The organism is Bradyrhizobium sp. SRS-191, assembly GCF_024586915.1.
Lineage (GTDB): Bacteria > Pseudomonadota > Alphaproteobacteria > Rhizobiales > Xanthobacteraceae > Bradyrhizobium.
Window position 1 is genome coordinate 67,067 of sequence record NZ_JANBVS010000023.1, and the last position, 20,087, is coordinate 87,153.

The following is a 20,087-nucleotide window of genomic DNA, read 5'->3' on the forward strand; positions in this document are numbered from 1 at the left end:
AAATTGAAATTGACGCTTTCGCCAGCCAAAAATGTCAATCTAGTTTGACATTTCCTGCTGCGCTGCGAGCACGCCGGCGCGCTCCGCGGCCGCGACGATCAGCTCCGCGACCCGCGCCGGCTGCTCCTCATGCGCCAAATGGCCAAGTCCATCAAGGAGTTCGAGCTGCGCCTGCGGCACCAATTGGCGCACGCGCCGGGCGACGTCAGGCGTGATGGCGTGGTCGTGCGTGGCGGCGATCAGCAGCAGCGCCGTCTTCAATCGCGGCAGATCGCGCACCAGCGGATTGAGGTCCCAGTTCGCCATCATCTCCAGCGCGGCGCCCACGTGACCGGGGCTGCCGACGAGGCGGCGATACAGCCGCTCGCCATTGGCATCGAGCGTCGAGCCGGTCGCCTTGAGCAGCCGGTGCACCGCCGCCGGATCGCGGCCGCGCCAGGCGAACAGCCGCGGCACAAACGGGTTCAGCGCCATCATCTTGGCGAGCGGCGACAGGAACTGTGCCGCGACGCCGCCGAACGGCAGGTAGGCGCCATTGAGGCTGACGATCAGCTTGGGCGCGATCAGGCCGTCGAGCGTCATCCGGGTGAGGATCGCCGCGCCCGCGGAATGACCGATCGCGATCTCCGGCGAGATCGCGAGCTGCTCGCACAGCGTGGCGAGATCGCGCGACATGCCCGGCAGAGACAGCCGCTGCCAGCTCGGCGTCGAGGTGAAGCCATGGCCGGAGAGATCGGGCGCGATGATCGTGAAGTGCCTGGCCAGCAGCGGCGCGAGATCGCGCCAGGAATGGGTCGCCGCACCCGTGCCATGCGCCAGCAGCGCGACCGGACCCTCGCCCATCACCTGGACGTGCCAGCGTAGGCCGCCGGCGTCGACGAAGCGGCTTGCGTCGCGGTTAGGCCAGGTGCGGCCGTCGATGCTCCAACTCGGCTTGTCGCTCATGCCGACGACCTGTTCGGACGGCGCGCGCCCCCGCGCCGCTGCGGCTCACGCGCCGGCGGCGCGCGCCAGGAAATCATCGTAGCCCGCGATGACTTTATCAAGCTGTTCGAAATGCGGCATCGCCCCGGTTTGCATCACCTGGATGGTCCAGTTCGGCAGCCCCTCGACGGCGTGCTTGCCTTTGTAATCGACGAAATCGCCGCGCACGCCGTGCACCATCCAGACCGGCATCGCCAGTGCCTGGTAAAGCTTCAGGGCATGGGCGCTGAACAGATAGCCGGAGACGAAGGAATACGGCGCATTCTCCGCGCCCGGCTGATGCGTGGTGATGTAGTCGTACTCCAGAAGGCCCTCGTCGATGTCCTTGCGGCCGAAGGTCTTCTGCAGGAAGAAACGGATGCTGGCGCGTGACGTCAGCAGGGTGAAGAAGCCGTGCTTCCACAGCGGCACGTTGAGAATGTTGCGGACCCACGGCATGGCCCGCGTCGCATCCTTATTGCCCGCCTTCTTGGCTGCGGCCTCAGCGCGGCGGTCGAAGCCGGTCGGGCTGACCAGCGCCAGGGTGCGAAACAGGTTGGGTGCCTCGGTGCCGGCGCGAGCCGCGAATTCGCAGCTGAGCGACAGTGCGATCGCATCGATCGCGACATCGCCGTGACGGCGACGAATCTCATTGGCCGCGAGCAGGATCGCATCGGTCATGATGCGCGGCGTGTAGACGCGGTCGGCCCGGTCCGACAGGCCGAAGCCCGGCAGGTCGAGGGCGTAGACCGGACGCATCGTCCGATAATGCTCGAACAGCGGCCTCATCTCGTAGGCGGTCGCCGCCGCATTGACGCTGTGGATCAGCAGCAGCGGCCGTTGCTCGGAAGCTCCGGGAAGATCCTCGCCATAGCAGGTAATGCGGCCGACACGGGCGTCTGTGAGCTCGAAACGCGGCGCCGCCAGCGGCGGCGGCATCGTCACGGCGCGCGAGACCGCCGCAGGGTCACTCTGTGTGGTCGAGGCGACCTGCATGGCCTGCTCCTGTATGATGCATTCGTGTCGAGTGGCGCGATCATCGGCCGCCGAGACGGAGCATAGCGATGACTAGCCGGCTTGTCAGTCGTCGTTGGGAACGCGTCCTGACGCCAGGGGTTCCACGCTGCTCAGGCGCGGCCTGTTTCGGCCATGACGGCGCGCGACAATCGCGTGGCGTCGGCATGAGGAAGCGCGACATAGCGCGCATGCATCGCACCGGCGAGCTGCGCCGCCTTCTCCTGCGGGCGCGGCGAGGAATCGACCAGCACGACCGGGATGCCGGTGAGCGCGAGCTGCTTGGCGGCGACCAGCGCCTCCGCCTCGGCCTCACTGCGGCCGCCACCATTGCGCGCGACATTGCCGCGGCCGTCCGTCATAAGCACGATGGTCGGCGCCTGGCCCTTGGCCTTCACGGCGAGGGCGAGCTCGGTTGCGGCGAAGATCGCGGATGACAACGGCGTGCCGCCGCCGCCCGGCAAGCCGGCGAGGCTGCGCTTGGCGCGCGTCAGCGAGCGCGTCGGCGGCAGCAGCAGTTCGGCCGTCCTGCCGCGAAACGCGATCAGCGCCACCTCGTCACGGCGGATGTAGCATTCGGCGAGCAGCAGCTCGACGGCCCCCTTCACTTCGGCCAGCCGCTGCAGCGCCGACGAGCCGGAAGCGTCGACAACGAAAATGGTCGTGGTGCCGGAGCGCTGCTTGAAGCGGGTGATGCGGATGTCGTCCTTGTGCACGATCAGCCGGCCGCCCTTGCCCGCGCGTCGCGTCCTCCGCCGCAGCGGCTGCCACGGCGCTGCCGCGCGAAGAGTCTCGAGCACGTTGAGGCGCGCGCCGGCCCGCCACTCGCCGCGCCGCGCGCCGATCGGACGGCCGCGCTTCGGGGCCTTCTGCGCGGTGCCCTGCCGGCCGGCGCTGCTCGATCGCGTGCGCATCGCCCGCTCGTCCTGAAGGCGCTTCAAGAGATCGGCGGGAATGGCAGCCTGCGCTGCTTCGAGCACGCGGTCTTCGAGCGGACCGTCATCGCTGCGATCGTCCTCCGCGCTCTCGGCCTGATCGTTCTGCGGCTCCGGCGCCTCGTTGCTATCGGCATCGTCCTCATTGGCAGGCAGCCGCGTGGCGCGTGGCGCCAGCACCAGCCGCGCGGCGCAGGCGATGTGCTGCTCGGCGACGATCGTCTCGCCGTCGAGGGCGGCTGCGATGCGGGCCACACGACAGGCCAGCAACGGCGCGCGCAGCGAGTCGATGCCGAGCGCCACCGCCGTCGTCGTCAGCGCGACGATCGCGTCGTCGGACAGACGGACCTTCGACAGCAGCGCGCGCGCCGCGATGACGTCCGACGATGTGAACAGGCTCTCGCCGAGATCGGCACGGGCGACAATGCCGAGATCGAGATGGCAGGCCAAACGATCCGCCAAGGCAGGCGACACGCGCTCATCATCGATCCCTTCGTCGAGCGCGATCAGGCCGAAGCGCCCCGGCGCGCGCAGCGACAGCCCATCGCGCTCGATACTGATCCAGCCGGTGTCGAGCGCGACGGCGAGATGAGCAACCGTCGATGGCGAGATGCGTTCGGCCATCACGGCGATCAGCACGCCGCCATCAGTCTCGGCGAGCAACCCGCGCTGCATCACCGGACGTCCTGCCTGCAAGGTGGCGGCGAGATCGAGACCGCCCAGCAGGCGATCGTCGGAGATAGACGGCGGTAGCTTACGCAGCTGTACCGACGGCGGTATCAGCTCGCGCAAAAGCTCCAGCCATTGCTCGCGCACGGGACCTGCTCCTGCACGCACCAGCACCGATGCAGAACAGTCGATCGCGGCCAGCGCGGCCGCGATCATCGCATCGGCCCAGATCGCGGCACCGTCGCTCACGGCGCGAACAGCTCATTGAGCGCGCGCTCGACCCGTACCGACGAGCCGGAATCGTCGAGCGGATTGCGCCGGAGACGGTGCCGTAGCGCCATCGGTGCGACCGTCTTGAGATGGCTATCATCGACCGCCTTGGCCCCATCCAGCGCCGCTGCCGCGCGCGCCGCGCGCATCAGGGTGAGCTCGCCGCGTAGACCATCGGTGCCGAGTGCCATGCAGAGGCGTGCGGCCTGCTCCAGCTCGCGATCGGCGACCTTGACCGAACCGATATGCTCGCGCGCGGCGAGAATCCGCTTGCGCTGCTTGGCCTCCTCCTTCTCCCAATGCGCGACGAAGGCCGCGGAATCCGTCTCGAAGGAGTCGCGCCGCTTGATCACCTCGATGCGCGTCGGCAGATCGCCGGGCGTCTTCACCTCGACCGAAAGCCCGAACCGATCCAGCAGTTGCGGCCGCAACTCACCCTCCTCCGGATTGCCGGTGCCGACCAGCACGAGCCGCGCGGGGTGGCGGATGCTGAGACCGTCGCGCTCGACGACGTTCTCACCGGAGGCGGCGACGTCGAGCAGCAGGTCGACGAGATGATCCTCCAAGAGATTGACCTCGTCGATATAGAGAAAGCCGCGATTGGCGCGCGCGAGCAGCCCGGGCTCGAACGACTTCTCGCCATGCGCCAGTGCACGCTCCAGATCGAGCGCGCCGACGACGCGATCCTCGGTGGCGCCGAGCGGCAGGTCGATCACGGGCACGGGCACCTGATGCGCCTTCAGCGCGGCCGGCTTCTTGCCCTTGCCGGCTGGCTTGGAGCGCGCGCGGCATTGCGCGCATTGCGCGGCGGCATCGGCCGGATCGCATTGATAGGGGCAGCCGACCACGGCGCTCATCGGCGGCAAAAGCGCGGCCAGCGCACGCACGGCGGTGGACTTGCCGGCGCCGCGATCGCCGAATGCCAGCACGCCGCCGACCTTGGGATCGACGGCGGCAATCATCAGCGCCAGCTTCATCTCGTCCTGGCCGACAATGGCCGAGAACGGAAAGGCAATTCCCATGAGCGTCCCCTGCATCGCGGCATCTCGGCCGCGTTTGACGGCATGAGACCACAATCAGGGGCCGCTCTTCAACCCGTCAACGGTTAACGGGCGAGGCTCGGCAGATCGAGCCCGTTGGCCTCGGCGCAGGCGATGGCGTCCTCGTAGCCGGCATCGGCATGGCGCATCACGCCGGTCGCCGGATCATTCCACAGCACGCGCTCCAGCCGCCGCGCCGCGTCATCCGTGCCGTCGGCGACGATGACCATGCCGGCATGCTGCGAATAGCCGATGCCGACGCCGCCGCCATGATGCAGCGAGACCCAGGTCGCGCCGCTGGCGCAATTGAGCAGCGCGTTCAGCAACGGCCAGTCCGACACCGCATCCGAGCCGTCCTTCATCGCCTCGGTCTCGCGGTTCGGGCTCGCGACCGAGCCGGAATCGAGATGATCGCGGCCGATCACGATCGGCGCCTTCAATTCGCCGCGCGCCACCATCTCGTTGAAGGCAAGGCCAAGGCGATGGCGGTCGCCGAGCCCGACCCAGCAGATCCGCGCCGGCAGCCCCTGGAACTTGATCCGCTGCCGGGCCATGTCGAGCCAGTTGTGGAGATGCTTGTTATCCGGCAGCAGTTCCTTCACCTTGGCATCGGTCTTGTAGATGTCCTCGGGATCGCCCGACAGCGCCGCCCAGCGGAACGGACCGATGCCGCGGCAGAACAGCGGGCGAATATACGCCGGCACGAAGCCGGGGAAATCGAACGCATCGGCGAGGCCCATGTCCTTCGCCATCTGGCGGATGTTGTTGCCGTAGTCGAGCGTCGGAATGCCCATGGCATGGAAGTCCAGCATCGCCTGGACGTGCCCGACCATCGACGTCTTCGACGCCTGCTCCACCGCCTTGGGATCGGTGGCCCGCTTCGTCTCCCATTCGGCCAGCGTCCAGCCCTTCGGCAGATAGCCGTTGATCGGATCATGCGCGCTGGTCTGGTCGGTGACGATGTCGGGACGGACGCCGCGACGCACCAGCTCAGGAAAGATCTCCGCGGCGTTGCCGAGCAGGCCGACCGACACCGCCTTCTTCGTGGTCGCCGCTTCGGCCATCAACGCCAGCGCCTCGTCCAGCGTGGCCGCTTGGCGATCGAGATAACCGGTGCGCAGCCGCATCTCGATGCGGCTGGGCTGGCATTCGACCGCGAGCATCGAGGCGCCGGCCATCGTGGCCGCCAGCGGCTGCGCGCCGCCCATGCCGCCGAGGCCGGCGGTCAGAATCCACTTGCCTGAGAGATCGCCATGATAGTGGCGGCGGCCGACCTCCACGAACGTCTCATAGGTGCCCTGCACGATGCCCTGGCTGCCGATGTAGATCCAGGAGCCGGCCGTCATCTGGCCGTACATCATCAGGCCCATTTTATCGAGCGCGTTGAAGTGATCGAGCGTCGCCCAATGCGGCACGATGTTGGAGTTGGCGATCAGCACGCGCGGCGCATCGGGGTGGGTGCGGAAAATTCCGACCGGCTTGCCGGACTGCACCACCAATGTCTGATCCGCCTCGAGCTTGCGCAACGACGCGACGATGCGGTCAAAGCTGTCCCAGTCGCGGGCGGCGCGGCCGATGCCGCCATAGACGATCAGCTCGCTCGGCTTCTCGGCGACATCCGGATCGAGATTGTTCATCAGCATGCGCAACGGCGCTTCGGTGAGCCAGCTCTTGGCGCTGATGTCGCTGCCATGCGGCGCGCGGATCACCCTGTCATTGTCGAGGCGTCGGTTCATGGGTCCCTCTCATCCAAGCCTGGGAAACGGATCGCGTCCGAGCAAATCGGCAGCTGCGCGGGCCAGAGCGCCGGCCGCGACGAGCGCTGCGGCCTTCGCCAGATCGTCCGCCATGTAGCGGTCATTCTCCAGCGCCGGCACGTGCACGCGCAGCGCACCGATCACCGCCGAGAGCGCGGCGCTGGTGCCATGCGGCACGCGCAGCTCGATGCCTTGCGCTGCGACCAGCAGCTCGATGCCGACGATATGAGCAAGATTGTCGGCCATGTCATGCAGCCGCCGCGCGGCATGCGCGGCCATCGACACGTGATCTTCCTGGTTGGCGCTGGTCGGCGTGGAGTCGATGGAGCACGGCAGCGCGCGCTGCTTGTTCTCGGCGAACAGCGCCGCCGCGGTCACCTCGGCGATCATGAAGCCGGAGTTCAAGCCGGGCTCCGGCGTGAGGAACGGCGGCAGGCCGAAGTTCAGCGCGGGATCGACCAGCGTCGCAATCCGCCGCTCGCTGATCGCACCAAGCTCGGACAGCGCGAGCGCGATCTGGTCGGCGGCGAAGGCCACGGGCTCGGCGTGGAAATTTCCGCCCGAAATGATTTCGCCGGTCTCGACCAGCACCAGCGGATTGTCGGTGACCGCATTGGCCTCCGTGACGAGCGTGCGCGCCGCCTCGGTCAGCAGATCGAGCGCGGCGCCGGCGACCTGCGGCTGGCAGCGCAGGCAATACGGATCCTGCACGCGCTCGTCGCCCTCGAGATGCGACAGCCGGATGGCGCTGCCGTCGAGCAGCTCGGTGAGCACGCGGCCAGCCTCGATCTGGCCGGGATGACCGCGGAGCGCCTGGATTTCGGGGCGGAACGGCGCCGTCGAAGCCATGGCCGCATCGACCGAGAGCGCCCCGGTGACCAGCGCGGCGTTGAGCAGGTCATGCGCGCGGAACAGGCCGGCGAGCGCATAGGCCGTCGAGAACTGCGTGCCGTTGATCAGCGCCAGCCCTTCCTTCGGCCCGAGCGTGACCGGCGCAAGCCCTGCGCGCTCCAGCGCCTCGCGACCGGAGATCAGGCGGCCGTCGACGAACGCTTGCCCCTCGCCGATCATCACCGCCGCCATATGCGCGAGCGGCGCGAGATCGCCGGAGGCGCCCACCGACCCCTGCTGAGGCACGAACGGCAGCACGCCATGCGCAAGCATCGCCTGCAACTGCTCGATGATCTCACGCTGCACGCCGGAGGCGCCGCGGCCGAGCGAGATGATCTTCAGCGCAATCATCAGCCGGACGACCGGCTCCGGCGTCGCCGGGCCGACGCCGCAGCAATGCGACAAGATCAAGTTGCGCTGGAGCTGTGCGGTCTGATCCGGCGGAATGCGTTTGGAGGCGAGCTTGCCGAAGCCGGTGTTGATGCCATAGACCGGCTCGGCGCCCTGCGCAGCCTTGGCGACGATCGCTGCCGCAGCTTCGACCCGCGGCCAATAAGCGGGAGCCAGCGCGAGTGGCGCGCCCGCGCAGACGTGCAAGAGATCATCGAGGCTGACGCGGCCCGGCGCTGCAACGATCGTGCTCATTGGCCTCTCCACACACGCCGATGCAGCGGATTGAAGCCGATGCGATAGACCAGTTCCGCCGGGCGGCCGATGTCCCAGATCGCGAGATCGCACCATTTGCCGGCGTTCAGCGTGCCGGTCTCCCCCAATACGCCCAAGGCACGGGCGCCTTCGCGCGTGGCGCCGGCGATACATTCATCCACCGTGATACGGAACAGCGTCGCGGCCATGTTCATGGTCAGCAGCAGCGAGGTCAGCGGTGACGAGCCGGGATTGCAGTCGGTCGCAAGCGCGAGCTTCACGCCATGCTTGCGAAACAACTCGACCGGCGGCTTCTGCGTCTCGCGGATGAAGTAGAAGGCGCCGGGCAGCAGGACGGCGACGGTGCCGGCCTTCGCCATCGCTGCGGCGCCGGCGTCGTCGGTGTGCTCGAGATGATCGGCCGACAGCGCGCCGAACCCGGCCGCAAGCGCCGCGCCGCCGAGGTTCGAAAGCTGATCGGCATGCAGCTTGACCCGAAGGCCGAGCGCGGTGGCCGCAGCAAATACGCGCGAGGTCTGCTCCGCGGAGAAGGCGATGTTCTCCATGAAAGCGTCGACCGCATCGGCAAGCTCCGACTTGGCAACCGCCGGCAGCATCTCGTTGCAGACGAGATCGATGTAGCGGTCCTTGTCATCATCGGCCTCGACCGGCAGCGCGTGGGCACCGAGAAAGCTGGTGCGCACGCTGATCGGCCGCTTGCTGCCGAGCGCACGGGCTGCGGACAATTGTCGCAGCTCCGTCGCGGTCTCCAGCCCATAGCCCGACTTGATCTCGATCGTGGTGACGCCTTCGGCGAGCAACGCATCGAGCCGCGGCAGCGCGCTGGCGATCAGCACGCCCTCGCTTGCCGCGCGCGTTGCGGCTACGGTCGACACGATGCCGCCGCCGGCGCGCGCGATTTCCTCATAGCTCGCGCCGGCCAGGCGCAGTTCGAATTCGTGGGCACGGTCGCCGCCATAGACCAGATGGGTGTGGCAGTCGACGAGGCCCGGCGTGATCCAGCGCCCCTCGCAATCGATGCGTTCGGGCGCGTCGGCATCCGTTGGAAACTCGGATTGCGGACCGGCGAAGGCGATGCGCCCGTCGCGGGCGGCGATCACGCCCTGCTCGATGACGCCGAGACCTGGTTGTCCCTCGCGCAAGGTCGCGAGCCGCGCATTGCGCCAGATCCGGTCGAAACGCTCGGCCATGTGGCCTCCCCCCTTCACGAAAGCTTGACGGGCGATATGTCTATACATAAACTCAGCTCTGCCGTCCTGTCCAGCGGGTCTCTCGATCATGGCGTCACTGCACTTCGCATCCGCGCTTCTGCCCCATGGCTGGGCTGAGGACGTGCAGGTCGTCATCGGCAACGGCGTGATCACACAGGTCTCCGCGGGCGTGCCGCCGACCTTCGACGACGAGCAGCACGAGGTCGCGATCCCCGGCATCGCCAGCCTGCACAGCCACGCGTTCCAGCGCGGCATGGCCGGGCTGGCCGAGATCAGCGGTCCCTCGACTGATACGTTCTGGACGTGGCGCGAGACGATGTACCGCTTCGCGCTGTCGATGCGCCCGGAGGATGTCGAGGCGGTCGCCACCTTGCTCTATGTCGAGATGCTCGAGCGCGGCTTCACGCGGGTTGGCGAATTCCATTATCTGCACCACGATCGCGACGGCACGCCCTACGCTGATATCGCCGAGATGGCCGGCCGGATCGCCGCGTCGGCCCAGACCTCCGGCATCGGCCTGACCCTGCTGCCGAGCTTCTACGCGCATGGCGGCTTCGGCGGCGCCGCGCCGCATGACGGCCAGCGGCGCTTCATCTGCGACGTCGATCAGTTCGCCAAGCTGCTGACGGCGTCCCGCAAGGCAATCAGCTCGCTTCCCGGCGCCAATCTCGGCATCGCGCCGCACAGCCTGCGCGCCGTCGCGCCGGATGAGCTGACGGCGCTGCTGCCGCTCGCCGACGGCGGCCCGGTCCACATCCACGCCGCCGAACAGGTGAAAGAGGTCGAGGACTGCCTCGCCTGGTCGAGTCGGCGTCCGGTGCAATGGCTGCTCGATCATCATGCCGTCGATGCGCGCTGGTGCCTGATCCATGCGACGCACATGACATCGGACGAGACGGCCGCGCTCGCGCGAAGCGGCGCGACCGCCGGCCTCTGCCCGGTCACCGAGGCGAGCCTCGGCGACGGCATCTTCCCGGCGCGCGACTATCTGCGCGCGGGCGGGCGCATCGGCATCGGCACCGACTCCAACGTGCTGGTCGGCGTCAGCGACGAGCTGCGCCAGCTCGAATACGGCCAGCGGCTGACGCATCGCGAGCGCAACGTGCTGACATCGGGTCCGGATGCGTCAACCGGCCGCACGCTGTTCGACGCAGCTCTCGCCGGCGGCACGCAGGCGCTGGCGCAATCCCACGCCGGGCTGCAGGTCGGCGGCCGCGCCGATATCGTCACGCTCGATCTGTCGCATCCCTCGCTCGCGGGGCGGACGCAGGATGCGCTGCTCGACGGCTGGATCTTCGCGACGTCGCACGAGGCGATCGACTGCGTCTGGTCAGGCGGCGCCAAGGTGGTCCAGGGCGGCCATCATCGGTCGCGCGAGGCGGCGCGGCGCGGCTTCAACACAGCCGTGCGGAGGCTGCTCGCATGAGCCTCGCCGAGGATCGGACGAAGCCGGGCGCCGGCACGCTCTACAAGACGATCCGGCAGGACATCGAGCGCCGCATCCTCACCGGCGAATGGCCGCCGGGTCATCGCATCCCGTTCGAGCACGAGATCATGGAGCATTATGGCTGCTCGCGCATGACCGTGAACAAGGCGCTGTCGGAACTCGCGCAGGCCGACCTGATCGAGCGCCGCCGCCGCGCCGGCAGCTTCGTGCGTCGGCCGCAATTCCTGTCGGCGGTGCTGAAGATCCCCGACATCCGCGCCGAGATCGGCGCGCTCGGCCGCGCTTACGGCTATGAGCTGATCTCATCGGTGCGACGCGCCGCGAATGCGTCGGATCGCGAGCGCCTCGGTGTGAAGAAGCCGTGCAAGGTGATCGCGATCCGCTGCCGCCACAGCGCAGATAACGTGCCGTTCGCGATCGAAGACCGCCTGATCGACCTCGACGCTGTGCCCGACGCAGCGAAGGCGAACTTCAAGATCGACCCGCCCGGCTCATGGCTGCTGCATCACGTGCCGTGGACCGAGGCTGAGCATGCGATCAGCGCCATCGTCGCCGACGACGCGATTGCCGACGGTCTCCACATCGCCGTCGGCGCACCGTGCCTCGTGATCGAGCGACATACCTGGCGCCAGGGCCAACCGCTCACGGCCGTCCGGCTGGTCTATCCCGGCGAGCAGCACCGCCTCGTGGCGCGGTTCAGGGGCAGCGAATGACAGCTGCGCCAAAACTGAGCACGAGATTTGCACGAGCGGCGACGAACATGGCGCCGAACACGCTGAAACAAATGCGCTCCCTGCAACCCATTCCGACAACTTCTTTCAACAGCAAAGGATGATGACGATGCGCAAATTCGGACTTCTTACCCTGACGGCTGCGCTGCTGGCCTCCACCGCGGCCTTTGCCGACGACGTCAAGGTCGGCATCGGCATCTCCGGCTGGACCGGTTTTGCGCCGCTGACGCTCGCGAAGGAGGCCGGCATCTTCAAGAAGAACGGCCTCGACGTCACCATCAAGAAGATCCCGCAGAAGGACCGTCACCTCGCGATCGCCGCCGGCGACGTGCAGTGCGCGGCGACCACGGTCGAGACCTGGATCTCCTGGAACGCCAACGGTGTCGCCACCAAGCAGATCTTCCAGCTCGACAAGAGCTACGGCGCCGACGGCATGGTCGTGCGCAACGACATCGCGGCGATCAAGGACCTGAAGGGCAAGACGGTCGCAGCATCTGCGCCGGGCACCTCGCCCTATTTCGGTCTGGCGTGGATGCTGAAGAAGAACGGACTGACGGTGAAGGACGTCACCGTCGTCAACATGGAGCCGGGCCCCGCGGCGCAGGCTTTCGTGGCCGGCCAGAACGATGCGGCGATGACCTATGAGCCGTATCTCTCGACGGTGCGCGCCGCCCCCGACAAGGGCAAGATCATCGCCACCACGCTCGACTATCCGATGGTGATGGACACGTTCGGCTGCACGCCGAAATTCCTCACCGAGAACCCGAAGGCCGCCAAGGCGCTCGCCGACAGCTACTACGAGGCGCTCGACATGATCGCCAAGGACCAGGCCAAGGCCTATGAGATCATGGGCGCGGACGTCAAGCAGAGCGGCGAGCAGTTCGGCAACTCGGCCAAATATCTGCGCTGGCAGGACAAGGCCGCGAGCCAGAAGTTCTTCGAAACGGAGTTCAAGACCTTCAACAAGGACGCGGCCGAGCTGCTGCTCGAAGTCGGCATCATCAAGCAGATCCCGAATGTCGAGGATCTGTATGACGCGAGCTTCATCAAGTAGCCGCTGAAGCCTGCTCAGCCGTCATTGCGAGCGCAGCGACGTGTCCGCCGAAGCTCGAAGAGCGAAGGCGGAAGCAATCCAGGAGCCCAGGGTGCCACTCTGGATTGCTTCGTCGCTGAGCCTGTCATCGGGCCGCGCTTCGCGCGGACCCGTTGGCTCCTCGCAATGACGGTGTTGATGCATCAAGCCCAAAACTGCGTCTGTCTTATTTAGAGCTTCCTCGAACGCCCCCGCACCAGCCCACGAAAGCCTTCTCCGTGATCCGTCCTCTCGATCCCGTCAGCGCCAGATCAAGAACCGCTCTCGGCCTCGCCTTCTTTGTGCTTTTCGTCGCGGCATGGTCGCTGGCGACGTTCGGCGGCTATGTCTCGAAGACGTTCCTTGCCGATCCGCTGACCATGCTGCGCGAGGGCTGGGATCTGCTCGTCAAATTCGGCTTCCTCTATGATATCGGCATGACCGTCTGGCGCGTGGTCGGCGGCTTCGTGCTCGCGGCTGCCGTCGCCGTGCCGCTCGGCCTGCTGATGGGTGCCTACAAGCCGGTCGAGGCCTTCCTCGAACCGTTCGTCTCGTTCGCACGCTATCTGCCCGCCTCCGCCTTCATCCCCTTGCTGATCCTGTGGGCCGGCATCGGCGAGTTGCAGAAGCTCTTGATCATCTTCATCGGCTCGGTGTTCCAGATCATCCTGATGATCACGGTCACCGTCGGCAACACGCGGCGCGACCTGGTCGAAGCCGCTTACACGCTCGGCGCCGGCGACCGCGGCATAATCGCCCGGGTGCTGCTGCCTTCGGCTGCGCCCGATATCGCCGAGGTCCTGCGTCTCGTGCTCGGCTGGGCCTGGACCTATGTCATCGTCGCCGAGCTGATCGGCTCCTCCTCCGGCATCGGCCACATGATCACCGACAGCCAGGCGCTGCTCAACACCGGGCAGATCATCTTCGGCATCATCATCATTGGCCTGATCGGGCTGATCTCGGATTTCCTGTTCAAGGCGTTCAACGCCTGGCTGTTCCCGTGGAAGCTCGCATGACCACGCTCGTCATCGATCAGGTCACCCGCACCTTCCCGGCGCGCCAGGGCCACGCGCCGACGCGCGCGCTGGAGCCGGTCGAACTCACCATCGGCAACAACGACTTCGTCACCATCCTCGGCCCCTCCGGCTGCGGCAAGTCGACCCTGCTGCGCATCGTCGCCGGGCTCGATCATCCGACCAGCGGCAAGGTGCTGCTCGACGGCCGCGAGGTCGAAGGCCCCGGCGCCGATCGCGGCATGGTGTTCCAGTCCTACACGCTGTTTCCCTGGCTCACCGTGCGCGAGAACATCGCCTTCGGCCTGCGCGAGCGCGGGGTGCCCGAGGACAAGCGCAATGCGGTGGCCGACCGCTTCATCCAGCAGATCGGCCTGAAGGGGTTCGAGAACCACTGGCCCAAGCAGCTCTCGGGCGGCATGCAGCAGCGCTGCGCCATCGCCCGCGCCCTTGCCAATGATCCAAAAATCCTGCTGCTCGACGAGCCGTTCGGCGCGCTCGACAACCAGACCCGCGTGCTGATGCAGGAGATGCTGCTCGGCATCTGGGAGCGCGACCAGAAGACGGTGCTGTTCGTGACCCATGACATCGAGGAGGCGATCTTCCTCGGCAGCCGCGTGCTGGTGATGAGCGCCCGCCCCGGCCGCATCAAGGCGGATATCAAGATCGACCTGCCGCATCCGCGGTCGTACAAGATCAAGACCTCGCCGGAGTTCGTCGCGCTGAAGGAGCGGCTGGTGGAGGAGATCCGCGCGGAGGCGTTGAAGGTGGCGGCGGAGGCGTGAGAGGCGCGTCTCAGCCGAAGTCAGTGCGGGGATGAGACCCTCTCGCAGCGAAGTTCGCGGAGACATACCCCTCACCTAAGCGAGTATGCCGCTCTGTCCTACATGCCCTCTCCCGCAAGGGGAGAGGGCGCAGTCACGGGCACCGCGCGCTAGGCGATCATAAGCTATCGCGTTCCCAATAGGTGCTGCAGCAAGACTGCGCAATGCAGTGCCCTCGCCCCCAAGCGAAGCGGAGCTTCGCAAGGCGGGAGAGGGCATCGCCAGCCTCTCCGCGAGCTCGCTCGGGTGAGGGCTTCTCTCCGCAAGCGATACTCGTCGACACACAGCCAACCCAGCCTTCAACAAATCAGGCGTCATCCTGACGCCATCTCTGCAAGCCTGCCACGCGCTTCACCCACGGCACCAGGTGAAACCCGCTCATCAGGAGATACATCACCGTCATGCTGCCGAGCGGGGCCCCGGCCGGCATGGCCGAGCAGATCACATCTGCCCGGCCGTCCCGGCCCATGGCGTTCAGCACGGCCATCACCGCGAAGGTCGGCGACGCGGCGAGGCGGAGAGCATCGGCGACATCCGGCATCACGCGCCGCTTGGACAAAAAGAACGCCATGGCTCCACTTCCTTCTGTTAGCGTGCCGCGTATTCGTCGCGCCGCCGCCACCACACGCCCTGCTCGTTGCGCCCCTTCGGCGCGCGGTCGAGCCACTGATAGGCGCCCCACAGGCCGTCGAGACCGCGGGCGTAGCTCGAATAGGTGTGATAGACGACACCGTCTTCGACGATGAACGCGCTCATGCCGGGACGATCGCGCATGAACGTTGCTCCATCCGTGCCGGCCGTGGCGGCGATCTCGGAGACCATCGGCGGCACATCGGACGCGTTCATCGGCGGGCTGGTGCGATAGTTGTACTCGGTGCCGCCCTGGCGCTGCTGCTCCTCGGTGATCGCGACATTGAAGTCGAAGTTGAAATCGCTGCTGGCCGACGACGCCCATGGAAAGCTCCAGCCCATGCGGCTCCTGTAGGCCTTCAGCTTCGCCAGCGGGGCGCGCGACACCGCCCACAGCATCACGTCGTGATTGGCGAGATGCACCTGGAAGCCGTTGAAGCCGTCGGCGATCATCGAGCAGGATGGGCAGCCGGCCTGGAAGTCGGGCCCGAACATGAAGTGATAAACGAGCAGCTGCGAGCGGCCCTTGAACAGATCGGGCAGCGTCGCCGGCCCCTCCTCCGTGTCGAAACGATAGCTCTTGTCGACGCGAACCCATGGCAGTTCCTGGCGGCGTCGCGCCAGTTCGTCGCCGCGGCGCGTAAAGTCCTTTTCCGCCTGCAGCAGATCGAGCCGCGCCTTGAGCCAGTCTTTGCGAGTTCCGATGAGATGCATGGTCATGTCCGTCTCCTTTTGCGTATTGACCGCAACTGAGACTAGGATCGGCGCCGGAGGAGCCGGGAGTGACAAGTTTGGCGGGATTTGCATGGACTCGCTGATCTCAGCAGCGGCGCAGGCGCTCGCCGCGGGTGATCCGCTCGGCGCACTCAATCGCGTTGCGCTGCGCGACGATCCGCTGGCGCTGGCGCTGCGCGGGATCGCGATGGCCAGGCTCGGTGACGTCGTGCGGGCGAAGACGCTGCTGCGTCAGGCCGCGCGAAGCTTCGGTCCGAAGGCGGCGTTGGCGCGCGCCCGCTGCGCGGTCGCCGAGGCCGAGATCGCGCTTGCGGCACGCGATCTGTCATGGCCGACCAAGGCGCTGGCAGAGGCGCGCGAGATCCTGGAGCAGCACGGCGACCGCACCAATGCCGCCTACGCCCGCAGCCTCGAGATCCGGCGGATGGTCCTCATCGGGCATCTCGACGACGCTGAGCGTGGCCTCGCCGAGCTCGACCCCTCGCCGCTGCAGCCGGCGGCACGCACGATCTACGAGCTGATCGTCGGAGGCCTGGCACTCCGCCGTCTGCAGACCAAGACCGCACAAGCCGCGCTGGAGCGCGCCGCGCGCACCGCCCGGCTGTCGCGCAGTCCGGAATTGTATGCGGAAGTCGGCCGGCTATCGGCGAGTCTGTCCGCGCCGGCCGCTCGTCTCATCCAGGAAGGCGAGCAGCGGATGCTGCAGCTCGATCAGGTCGAGGCGCTGTTCCGGTCGGACGCCTTGATCGTCGACGCCTGCCGGCTGGCGGTCCGGCGGGGCAACCGCATCGTGCCGTTGGCGCGACGCCCGGTGTTGTTCGCTCTCGCCCGCCGGCTGGCGGAGAGCGCGCCGGATGATGTCGGGCGATCCGAGCTGATCGCGCACGCGTTTCGCGGCAGGGAGGCCGACGAGTCGCATCGCGCGCGTCTGCGTGTCGAGATCGGGCGCTTGCGTCACCTGCTGAAGGACCTGGCGGACGTCAACGCCACGCGCGACGGATTTGGCTTGCTGCCGGGCGCAGGCAGCGACGTCGTCGTGCTGGCGCAGCCGATCGAGGACGAGAATGCGTCCGTGCTGGCGTGCCTCGCCGACGGCGAGGCGTGGTCGAGCTCCGGCCTTGCGCTGGCGCTCGGCGCCAGCCAGCGCACAGTGCAGCGTGCGCTCGACGCGCTCGCGCTGTCGGGCAAGGTTCAATCATTCGGCCGCGGCCGGGCGCAGCGCTGGACCTGTCCGGTGGTGCCGGAATTCGCGACCAGCTTGTTACTCCCGGCGTGGTCGTCGCTCGACTAGCGTGCGGCCGTCAGCAACGGAATGGATCACCACATGACACGCGCACCTGCAGAGATCATTCGCGAATATGGCCCGTTCGACGACGCAGACCGCGTGAACGGCGTCAGCTTTGACGGCGAGCGGGTGTGGATCGCGACCGGCGGCAGCATCAAGGCGTTCGATCCCGCCGATGGCACGGTGCGCAAGTCGCTGGATGTGCCCTCCCATGCCGGCACGGCCTTCGACGGCCGGCACCTTTATCAGATCGCCGAGGATCGCATTCACAAGGTCGATCCCGTCAGCGGCCGCGTGCTCGCGACGATCCCCGCGCCCTCCGGCGGCGGCGATTCCGGGCTCGCCTGGGCGGAAGGCTCGCTGTGGGTCGGCGCCTATCGCGATCGCAAGATCCACCAGATCGATCCCGCGACGGGACAGATCCTGCGCAGCATCCCCTGCACGCGCTTCGTCACCGGCGTCACCTGGGTCGATGGCGAGCTCTGGCACGGCACCTGGGAGGACGATATCAGCGACATCAGGCGGATCGATCCGGAGACGGGCGAGGTGCTCGATCAGCTCGACATGCCCCAGGGCACCGGAGTGTCGGGCATGGAATCCGACGGCCGCGAGATGCTGTATTGCGGCGGCGGCGGCAGCGGCAAGGTGCGCGCTGTCAGGCGTCCAAAGGCCTCACGCGGCTGAGCGGGTGGACTCCGGCCGTAGAGCTGCTCGAACAGCTCCGCGGACGCCTACTTGCCGATTGACGTATACGCCGCCTTGCGGAAGTTGGCGTTGGCCTCCTCGCGCGTCTGCAGCTGCTGGCCGGTGCCGCCGCCGACCGGCTTGGTCGGCGTGATCACCGAGAACAGCACGAAGCCGCCGGCCTTGCGCGGGAAGATGAAGTACTCGGCGATATCCGATTTCTCGCTGTCCTCGCAGGAGGACATGCCGCGGAACACCACCGCGCTGTCGACCAGTTCGCTGTTGCGCGCCGAGATGAACTTGCCTTTGCAGTCGCGTGCGTCGTTGCCGATGATCGTGGCGGCGACCTCGAGGCCGTCGAGATTGCGCTGCGGCGGCACGATGCGGACGAAACCGGTGGCGTTGTCCGACTTCCAGGCGACGCCGCCCGCCGTCAGCCACACCGGCCGTTCGCCGCCGCCCAGGATCGCGGGATGCGACAGCGCAGCCTTGAGGATGAAGTTGGAGGCGATCTGCATGGCTTCGAGCTGCAGCTCGGGAGAATCCTCCGAGGCTCGTGCCGGCTGAACGCTGGCCACTGCAGCAGGCGCGGTCGTGGCGGGCGGCGCGGCCGGACGCTGCGCCGTGGCAGCGTTGGGCTGCACAGTGAAGTTCGTCGCTGCTGCCATTCCACCGGCATTGATCATGCGTACGCAATTGGCGAGCGACAGCAGCATCACGGAGGTGCCGTTGAGATCGAACTGGAACAGGTTGCCTTGCGCGAAAGCCGACATCGTCCGTGCCGCCCGGAACGTCTTGATCAGCGTCGAGTCATTCGGCATCGGCACGACGACCATGTTGGCCGACCACACAGAGCCTTCGACATTGTAGGAATTTCGTCCATCGAAGCTGAGCACGATGGGAAACTTCTGTCCCTGCGTGAGCGACCAACCGGGATGGATGAACGCGAGCGCCCAATTGTAGGTCGGCAGCGCGAGCACGCCGAAACTGATGCCGCTCTTGTAGCTTGCGGACGCGATACAGCTCGAGAACTTGCCGGTGTTGTCGTCGGTATAGGCGCCGCCCGACCAGCCTGCCACTGAGATCGTGCCATAAGGACCTTTGGCATACGCCGGCTCGATCAGCGCGGCCGACGCCAGCCCAAGAACCGAAAGCATCGCTGCAAAGATCGCCCGCCGCACCGTCATCTGACATCCCCTTTTTCGCCGCATTGTTGCAATTCCGGCGGCCACGTCAAGTAGATGCGTAGAGCGACTTTCTACTCAAGGGATAGACCGGCTGCGCCCGATCGCGGGCAGGTACACACAACATGTCGCGGTCGCCGTCCACAGTCCTTCATGGGAACGTCATCGAACTCCGCTAGCGCTCACGAGGTCTCAAGAAGGGATCTCGCCAAATGTCCGCCACGCTGCCCGTCCTGGGCGCCGCCCTCTCCGTCAAATCGATTCCGGCCCACACCGACTGGCTGCTCGAGTGCCAGCGCGATCTCGAGATCCAGGATTTCTTCCGCGCCGACCTGCTCGACAGCGACTGGCGCAGCACGGCCAAGGAGATCAAGTCGATGCTCTCGGGCCATACCGGCCGGCTCGGCATCCACGGCCCGTTCTGGGGCTTCACCATCGCCAGCCACGACCCGATGATCCGCCGCGCCGTGACCAAGCGGCTGCTGCAAGGTCTGGAAGTTGCCGAGTTCCTCGGCGCCACGCAGATGGTGATCCACTCGCCCTACACGACCTGGGACTACAACAACATCGACATGCTGCCGGACAATCGCGAGGCGCTGATCGAGCGTGTTCGTGCGACCTTGTCGGACGTGATCGCCTCCGCCGAGCAGGCCAATTGCGAGCTTGTGATCGAGAACATCGAGGACAAGAATCCGCTGGATCGCGTCGGCCTCGCCAAGGCGCTGGGCAGCAACAAGGTGCGGGTATCGCTCGACACCGGCCACGCCAACTACGCGCATCATTCCACCGGCGCTCCGCCGGTCGACTATTATGTCGATGCCGCCGGCGACATGCTGGCGCATGTGCATCTCCAGGATACCGACGGCTATGCCGACCGCCACTGGGCCCCCGGCGAAGGCAATATCCGCTGGATTGCCGTGTTCCGCGCGCTGGCGAAGCTCTCTTCCAATCCGCGCCTGATCCTCGAGCTGCGCAACCACGATCACGTCAAGCTCGGCGCGGCGCATCTCGCCTCGCTCGGCCTCGCCCAATAAGCAACGACCTCTTTTCCTGACAACCTCAAGAG

General features: G+C 67.0%; 18 protein-coding genes. 8 read left to right on the forward strand and 10 right to left on the reverse strand.

The genetic code is table 11. The features are described 5' to 3' along the window. Nucleotides 1-39: 39 nt before the first annotated feature. The 7 genes from bchO to hutI form a co-directional block, all read right to left on the reverse strand. Nucleotides 40-945 (reverse strand): alpha/beta fold hydrolase BchO, encoded by a 906-nt coding sequence (gene bchO, locus NLR35_RS29965; protein WP_257170142.1) that lies wholly within the window; start codon nucleotides 943-945, stop codon nucleotides 40-42. A gap of 45 nt (nucleotides 946-990) precedes the next feature. Next, the gene (locus NLR35_RS29970; RefSeq protein ID WP_257170143.1) at nucleotides 991-1,959 is read right to left on the reverse strand and encodes an alpha/beta fold hydrolase; all 969 of its coding nucleotides are present in this window, start codon (nucleotides 1,957-1,959) and stop codon (nucleotides 991-993) included. A gap of 131 nt (nucleotides 1,960-2,090) precedes the next feature. After that, a complete protein-coding gene (locus NLR35_RS29975) occupies nucleotides 2,091-3,830 on the reverse strand; it encodes a magnesium chelatase subunit D (RefSeq protein WP_257170144.1) in 1,740 nt (579 codons plus the stop codon). Continuing rightward, entirely contained in the window at nucleotides 3,827-4,873 is a 1,047-nt protein-coding gene (bchI, locus tag NLR35_RS29980; RefSeq protein WP_257170145.1) for a magnesium chelatase ATPase subunit I, read from the reverse strand. The genes NLR35_RS29975 and bchI overlap by 4 nt, the downstream gene beginning before the upstream one ends. A gap of 83 nt (nucleotides 4,874-4,956) precedes the next feature. Continuing rightward, nucleotides 4,957-6,627, reverse strand: a complete 1,671-nt coding sequence (gene hutU, locus NLR35_RS29985) for a urocanate hydratase (protein WP_257170146.1) — start codon at nucleotides 6,625-6,627, stop codon at nucleotides 4,957-4,959. Nucleotides 6,628-6,636: 9 nt separating this feature from the next. Beyond that, entirely contained in the window at nucleotides 6,637-8,184 is a 1,548-nt protein-coding gene (gene hutH / locus NLR35_RS29990) for a histidine ammonia-lyase (protein ID WP_257170147.1), read from the reverse strand. Further along, on the reverse strand, nucleotides 8,181-9,395 hold the full coding sequence (gene hutI, locus NLR35_RS29995; RefSeq protein WP_257170148.1) for an imidazolonepropionase: 1,215 nt from the start codon (nucleotides 9,393-9,395) through the stop codon (nucleotides 8,181-8,183). Before hutI ends, hutH begins: the two co-directional genes overlap by 4 nt. A gap of 88 nt (nucleotides 9,396-9,483) precedes the next feature. Between hutI and NLR35_RS30000 the strand changes: the two genes are divergently transcribed. The 5 genes from NLR35_RS30000 to NLR35_RS30020 all read left to right on the forward strand — a co-directional run bounded on the left by NLR35_RS30000 (nucleotide 9,484) and on the right by NLR35_RS30020 (nucleotide 14,464). Then, nucleotides 9,484-10,842 carry a formimidoylglutamate deiminase gene (locus tag NLR35_RS30000; RefSeq protein ID WP_257170149.1) on the forward strand — a complete coding sequence of 453 codons (1,359 nt, stop codon included), beginning with the start codon at nucleotides 9,484-9,486 and terminating at the stop codon, nucleotides 10,840-10,842. Continuing rightward, complete coding sequence (hutC, locus tag NLR35_RS30005) at nucleotides 10,839-11,576, forward strand: histidine utilization repressor (RefSeq protein WP_257170150.1); 738 nt, start codon at nucleotides 10,839-10,841, stop codon at nucleotides 11,574-11,576. The genes NLR35_RS30000 and hutC overlap by 4 nt, the downstream gene beginning before the upstream one ends. Nucleotides 11,577-11,703: 127 nt before the next feature. Then, nucleotides 11,704-12,648, forward strand: coding sequence for an ABC transporter substrate-binding protein (locus NLR35_RS30010; protein WP_257170151.1), 945 nt, complete (start codon nucleotides 11,704-11,706; stop codon nucleotides 12,646-12,648). Nucleotides 12,649-12,908: 260 nt separating this feature from the next. Continuing rightward, nucleotides 12,909-13,682 carry an ABC transporter permease gene (locus tag NLR35_RS30015; RefSeq protein WP_257170182.1) on the forward strand — a complete coding sequence of 258 codons (774 nt, stop codon included), beginning with the start codon at nucleotides 12,909-12,911 and terminating at the stop codon, nucleotides 13,680-13,682. Next, nucleotides 13,679-14,464 (forward strand): ABC transporter ATP-binding protein, encoded by a 786-nt coding sequence (locus NLR35_RS30020; protein WP_257170152.1) that lies wholly within the window; start codon nucleotides 13,679-13,681, stop codon nucleotides 14,462-14,464. The genes NLR35_RS30015 and NLR35_RS30020 overlap by 4 nt, the downstream gene beginning before the upstream one ends. A 346-nt stretch (nucleotides 14,465-14,810) precedes the next feature. Here NLR35_RS30020 and NLR35_RS30025 read toward each other — a convergent pair whose 3' ends face one another. Together NLR35_RS30025 and NLR35_RS30030 are read right to left on the reverse strand one after the other, a co-directional pair. Further along, nucleotides 14,811-15,074, reverse strand: coding sequence for a hypothetical protein (locus tag NLR35_RS30025; RefSeq protein ID WP_257170153.1), 264 nt, complete (start codon nucleotides 15,072-15,074; stop codon nucleotides 14,811-14,813). Nucleotides 15,075-15,091: 17 nt separating this feature from the next. Then, the gene (locus NLR35_RS30030) at nucleotides 15,092-15,853 is read right to left on the reverse strand and encodes a DUF899 domain-containing protein (RefSeq protein WP_257170154.1); all 762 of its coding nucleotides are present in this window, start codon (nucleotides 15,851-15,853) and stop codon (nucleotides 15,092-15,094) included. 85 nt (nucleotides 15,854-15,938) lie between these two features. Here NLR35_RS30030 and NLR35_RS30035 point away from each other — a divergent pair, with 85 nt between their 5' ends. Further along, nucleotides 15,939-17,159: a helix-turn-helix domain-containing protein gene (locus NLR35_RS30035; RefSeq protein WP_257170155.1), complete on the forward strand. Its 1,221-nt coding sequence runs from the start codon at nucleotides 15,939-15,941 to the stop codon at nucleotides 17,157-17,159. Nucleotides 17,160-17,192: 33 nt separating this feature from the next. Next, the gene (locus NLR35_RS30040) at nucleotides 17,193-17,837 is read left to right on the forward strand and encodes a hypothetical protein (RefSeq protein ID WP_257170156.1); all 645 of its coding nucleotides are present in this window, start codon (nucleotides 17,193-17,195) and stop codon (nucleotides 17,835-17,837) included. A 47-nt stretch (nucleotides 17,838-17,884) separates the two neighbouring features. Here the strand turns inward: NLR35_RS30040 and NLR35_RS30045 are convergent, their stop codons facing one another. Next, entirely contained in the window at nucleotides 17,885-19,024 is a 1,140-nt protein-coding gene (locus tag NLR35_RS30045; protein WP_257170157.1) for a hypothetical protein, read from the reverse strand. Between the two features lie 209 nt (nucleotides 19,025-19,233). On the opposite strand from NLR35_RS30045, the gene NLR35_RS30050 reads away from it, so the two are divergent. Then, nucleotides 19,234-20,055, forward strand: coding sequence for a sugar phosphate isomerase/epimerase (locus tag NLR35_RS30050; RefSeq protein ID WP_257170158.1), 822 nt, complete (start codon nucleotides 19,234-19,236; stop codon nucleotides 20,053-20,055). Nucleotides 20,056-20,087: the final 32 nt, after the last annotated feature.

Bases quoted from the DNA above. Each gene is read 5' to 3' on its own strand.
- bchO (WP_257170142.1), bottom strand. From the start codon at position 945: ATGAGCGACAAGCCGAGTTGGAGCATCGACGGCCGCACCTGGCCTAAC.
- NLR35_RS29970 (WP_257170143.1), bottom strand. From the start codon at position 1,959: ATGCAGGTCGCCTCGACCACACAGAGTGACCCTGCGGCGGTCTCGCGC.
- bchI (WP_257170145.1), bottom strand. From the start codon at position 4,873: ATGGGAATTGCCTTTCCGTTCTCGGCCATTGTCGGCCAGGACGAGATG.
- hutU (WP_257170146.1), bottom strand. From the start codon at position 6,627: ATGAACCGACGCCTCGACAATGACAGGGTGATCCGCGCGCCGCATGGC.
- hutH (WP_257170147.1), bottom strand. From the start codon at position 8,184: ATGAGCACGATCGTTGCAGCGCCGGGCCGCGTCAGCCTCGATGATCTC.
- hutI (WP_257170148.1), bottom strand. From the start codon at position 9,395: ATGGCCGAGCGTTTCGACCGGATCTGGCGCAATGCGCGGCTCGCGACC.
- NLR35_RS30000 (WP_257170149.1), top strand. From the start codon at position 9,484: ATGGCGTCACTGCACTTCGCATCCGCGCTTCTGCCCCATGGCTGGGCT.
- hutC (WP_257170150.1), top strand. From the start codon at position 10,839: ATGAGCCTCGCCGAGGATCGGACGAAGCCGGGCGCCGGCACGCTCTAC.
- NLR35_RS30010 (WP_257170151.1), top strand. From the start codon at position 11,704: ATGCGCAAATTCGGACTTCTTACCCTGACGGCTGCGCTGCTGGCCTCC.
- NLR35_RS30020 (WP_257170152.1), top strand. From the start codon at position 13,679: ATGACCACGCTCGTCATCGATCAGGTCACCCGCACCTTCCCGGCGCGC.
- NLR35_RS30025 (WP_257170153.1), bottom strand. From the start codon at position 15,074: ATGGCGTTCTTTTTGTCCAAGCGGCGCGTGATGCCGGATGTCGCCGAT.
- NLR35_RS30030 (WP_257170154.1), bottom strand. From the start codon at position 15,853: ATGACCATGCATCTCATCGGAACTCGCAAAGACTGGCTCAAGGCGCGG.
- NLR35_RS30035 (WP_257170155.1), top strand. From the start codon at position 15,939: ATGGACTCGCTGATCTCAGCAGCGGCGCAGGCGCTCGCCGCGGGTGAT.
- NLR35_RS30040 (WP_257170156.1), top strand. From the start codon at position 17,193: ATGACACGCGCACCTGCAGAGATCATTCGCGAATATGGCCCGTTCGAC.
- NLR35_RS30045 (WP_257170157.1), bottom strand. From the start codon at position 19,024: ATGACGGTGCGGCGGGCGATCTTTGCAGCGATGCTTTCGGTTCTTGGG.
- NLR35_RS30050 (WP_257170158.1), top strand. From the start codon at position 19,234: ATGTCCGCCACGCTGCCCGTCCTGGGCGCCGCCCTCTCCGTCAAATCG.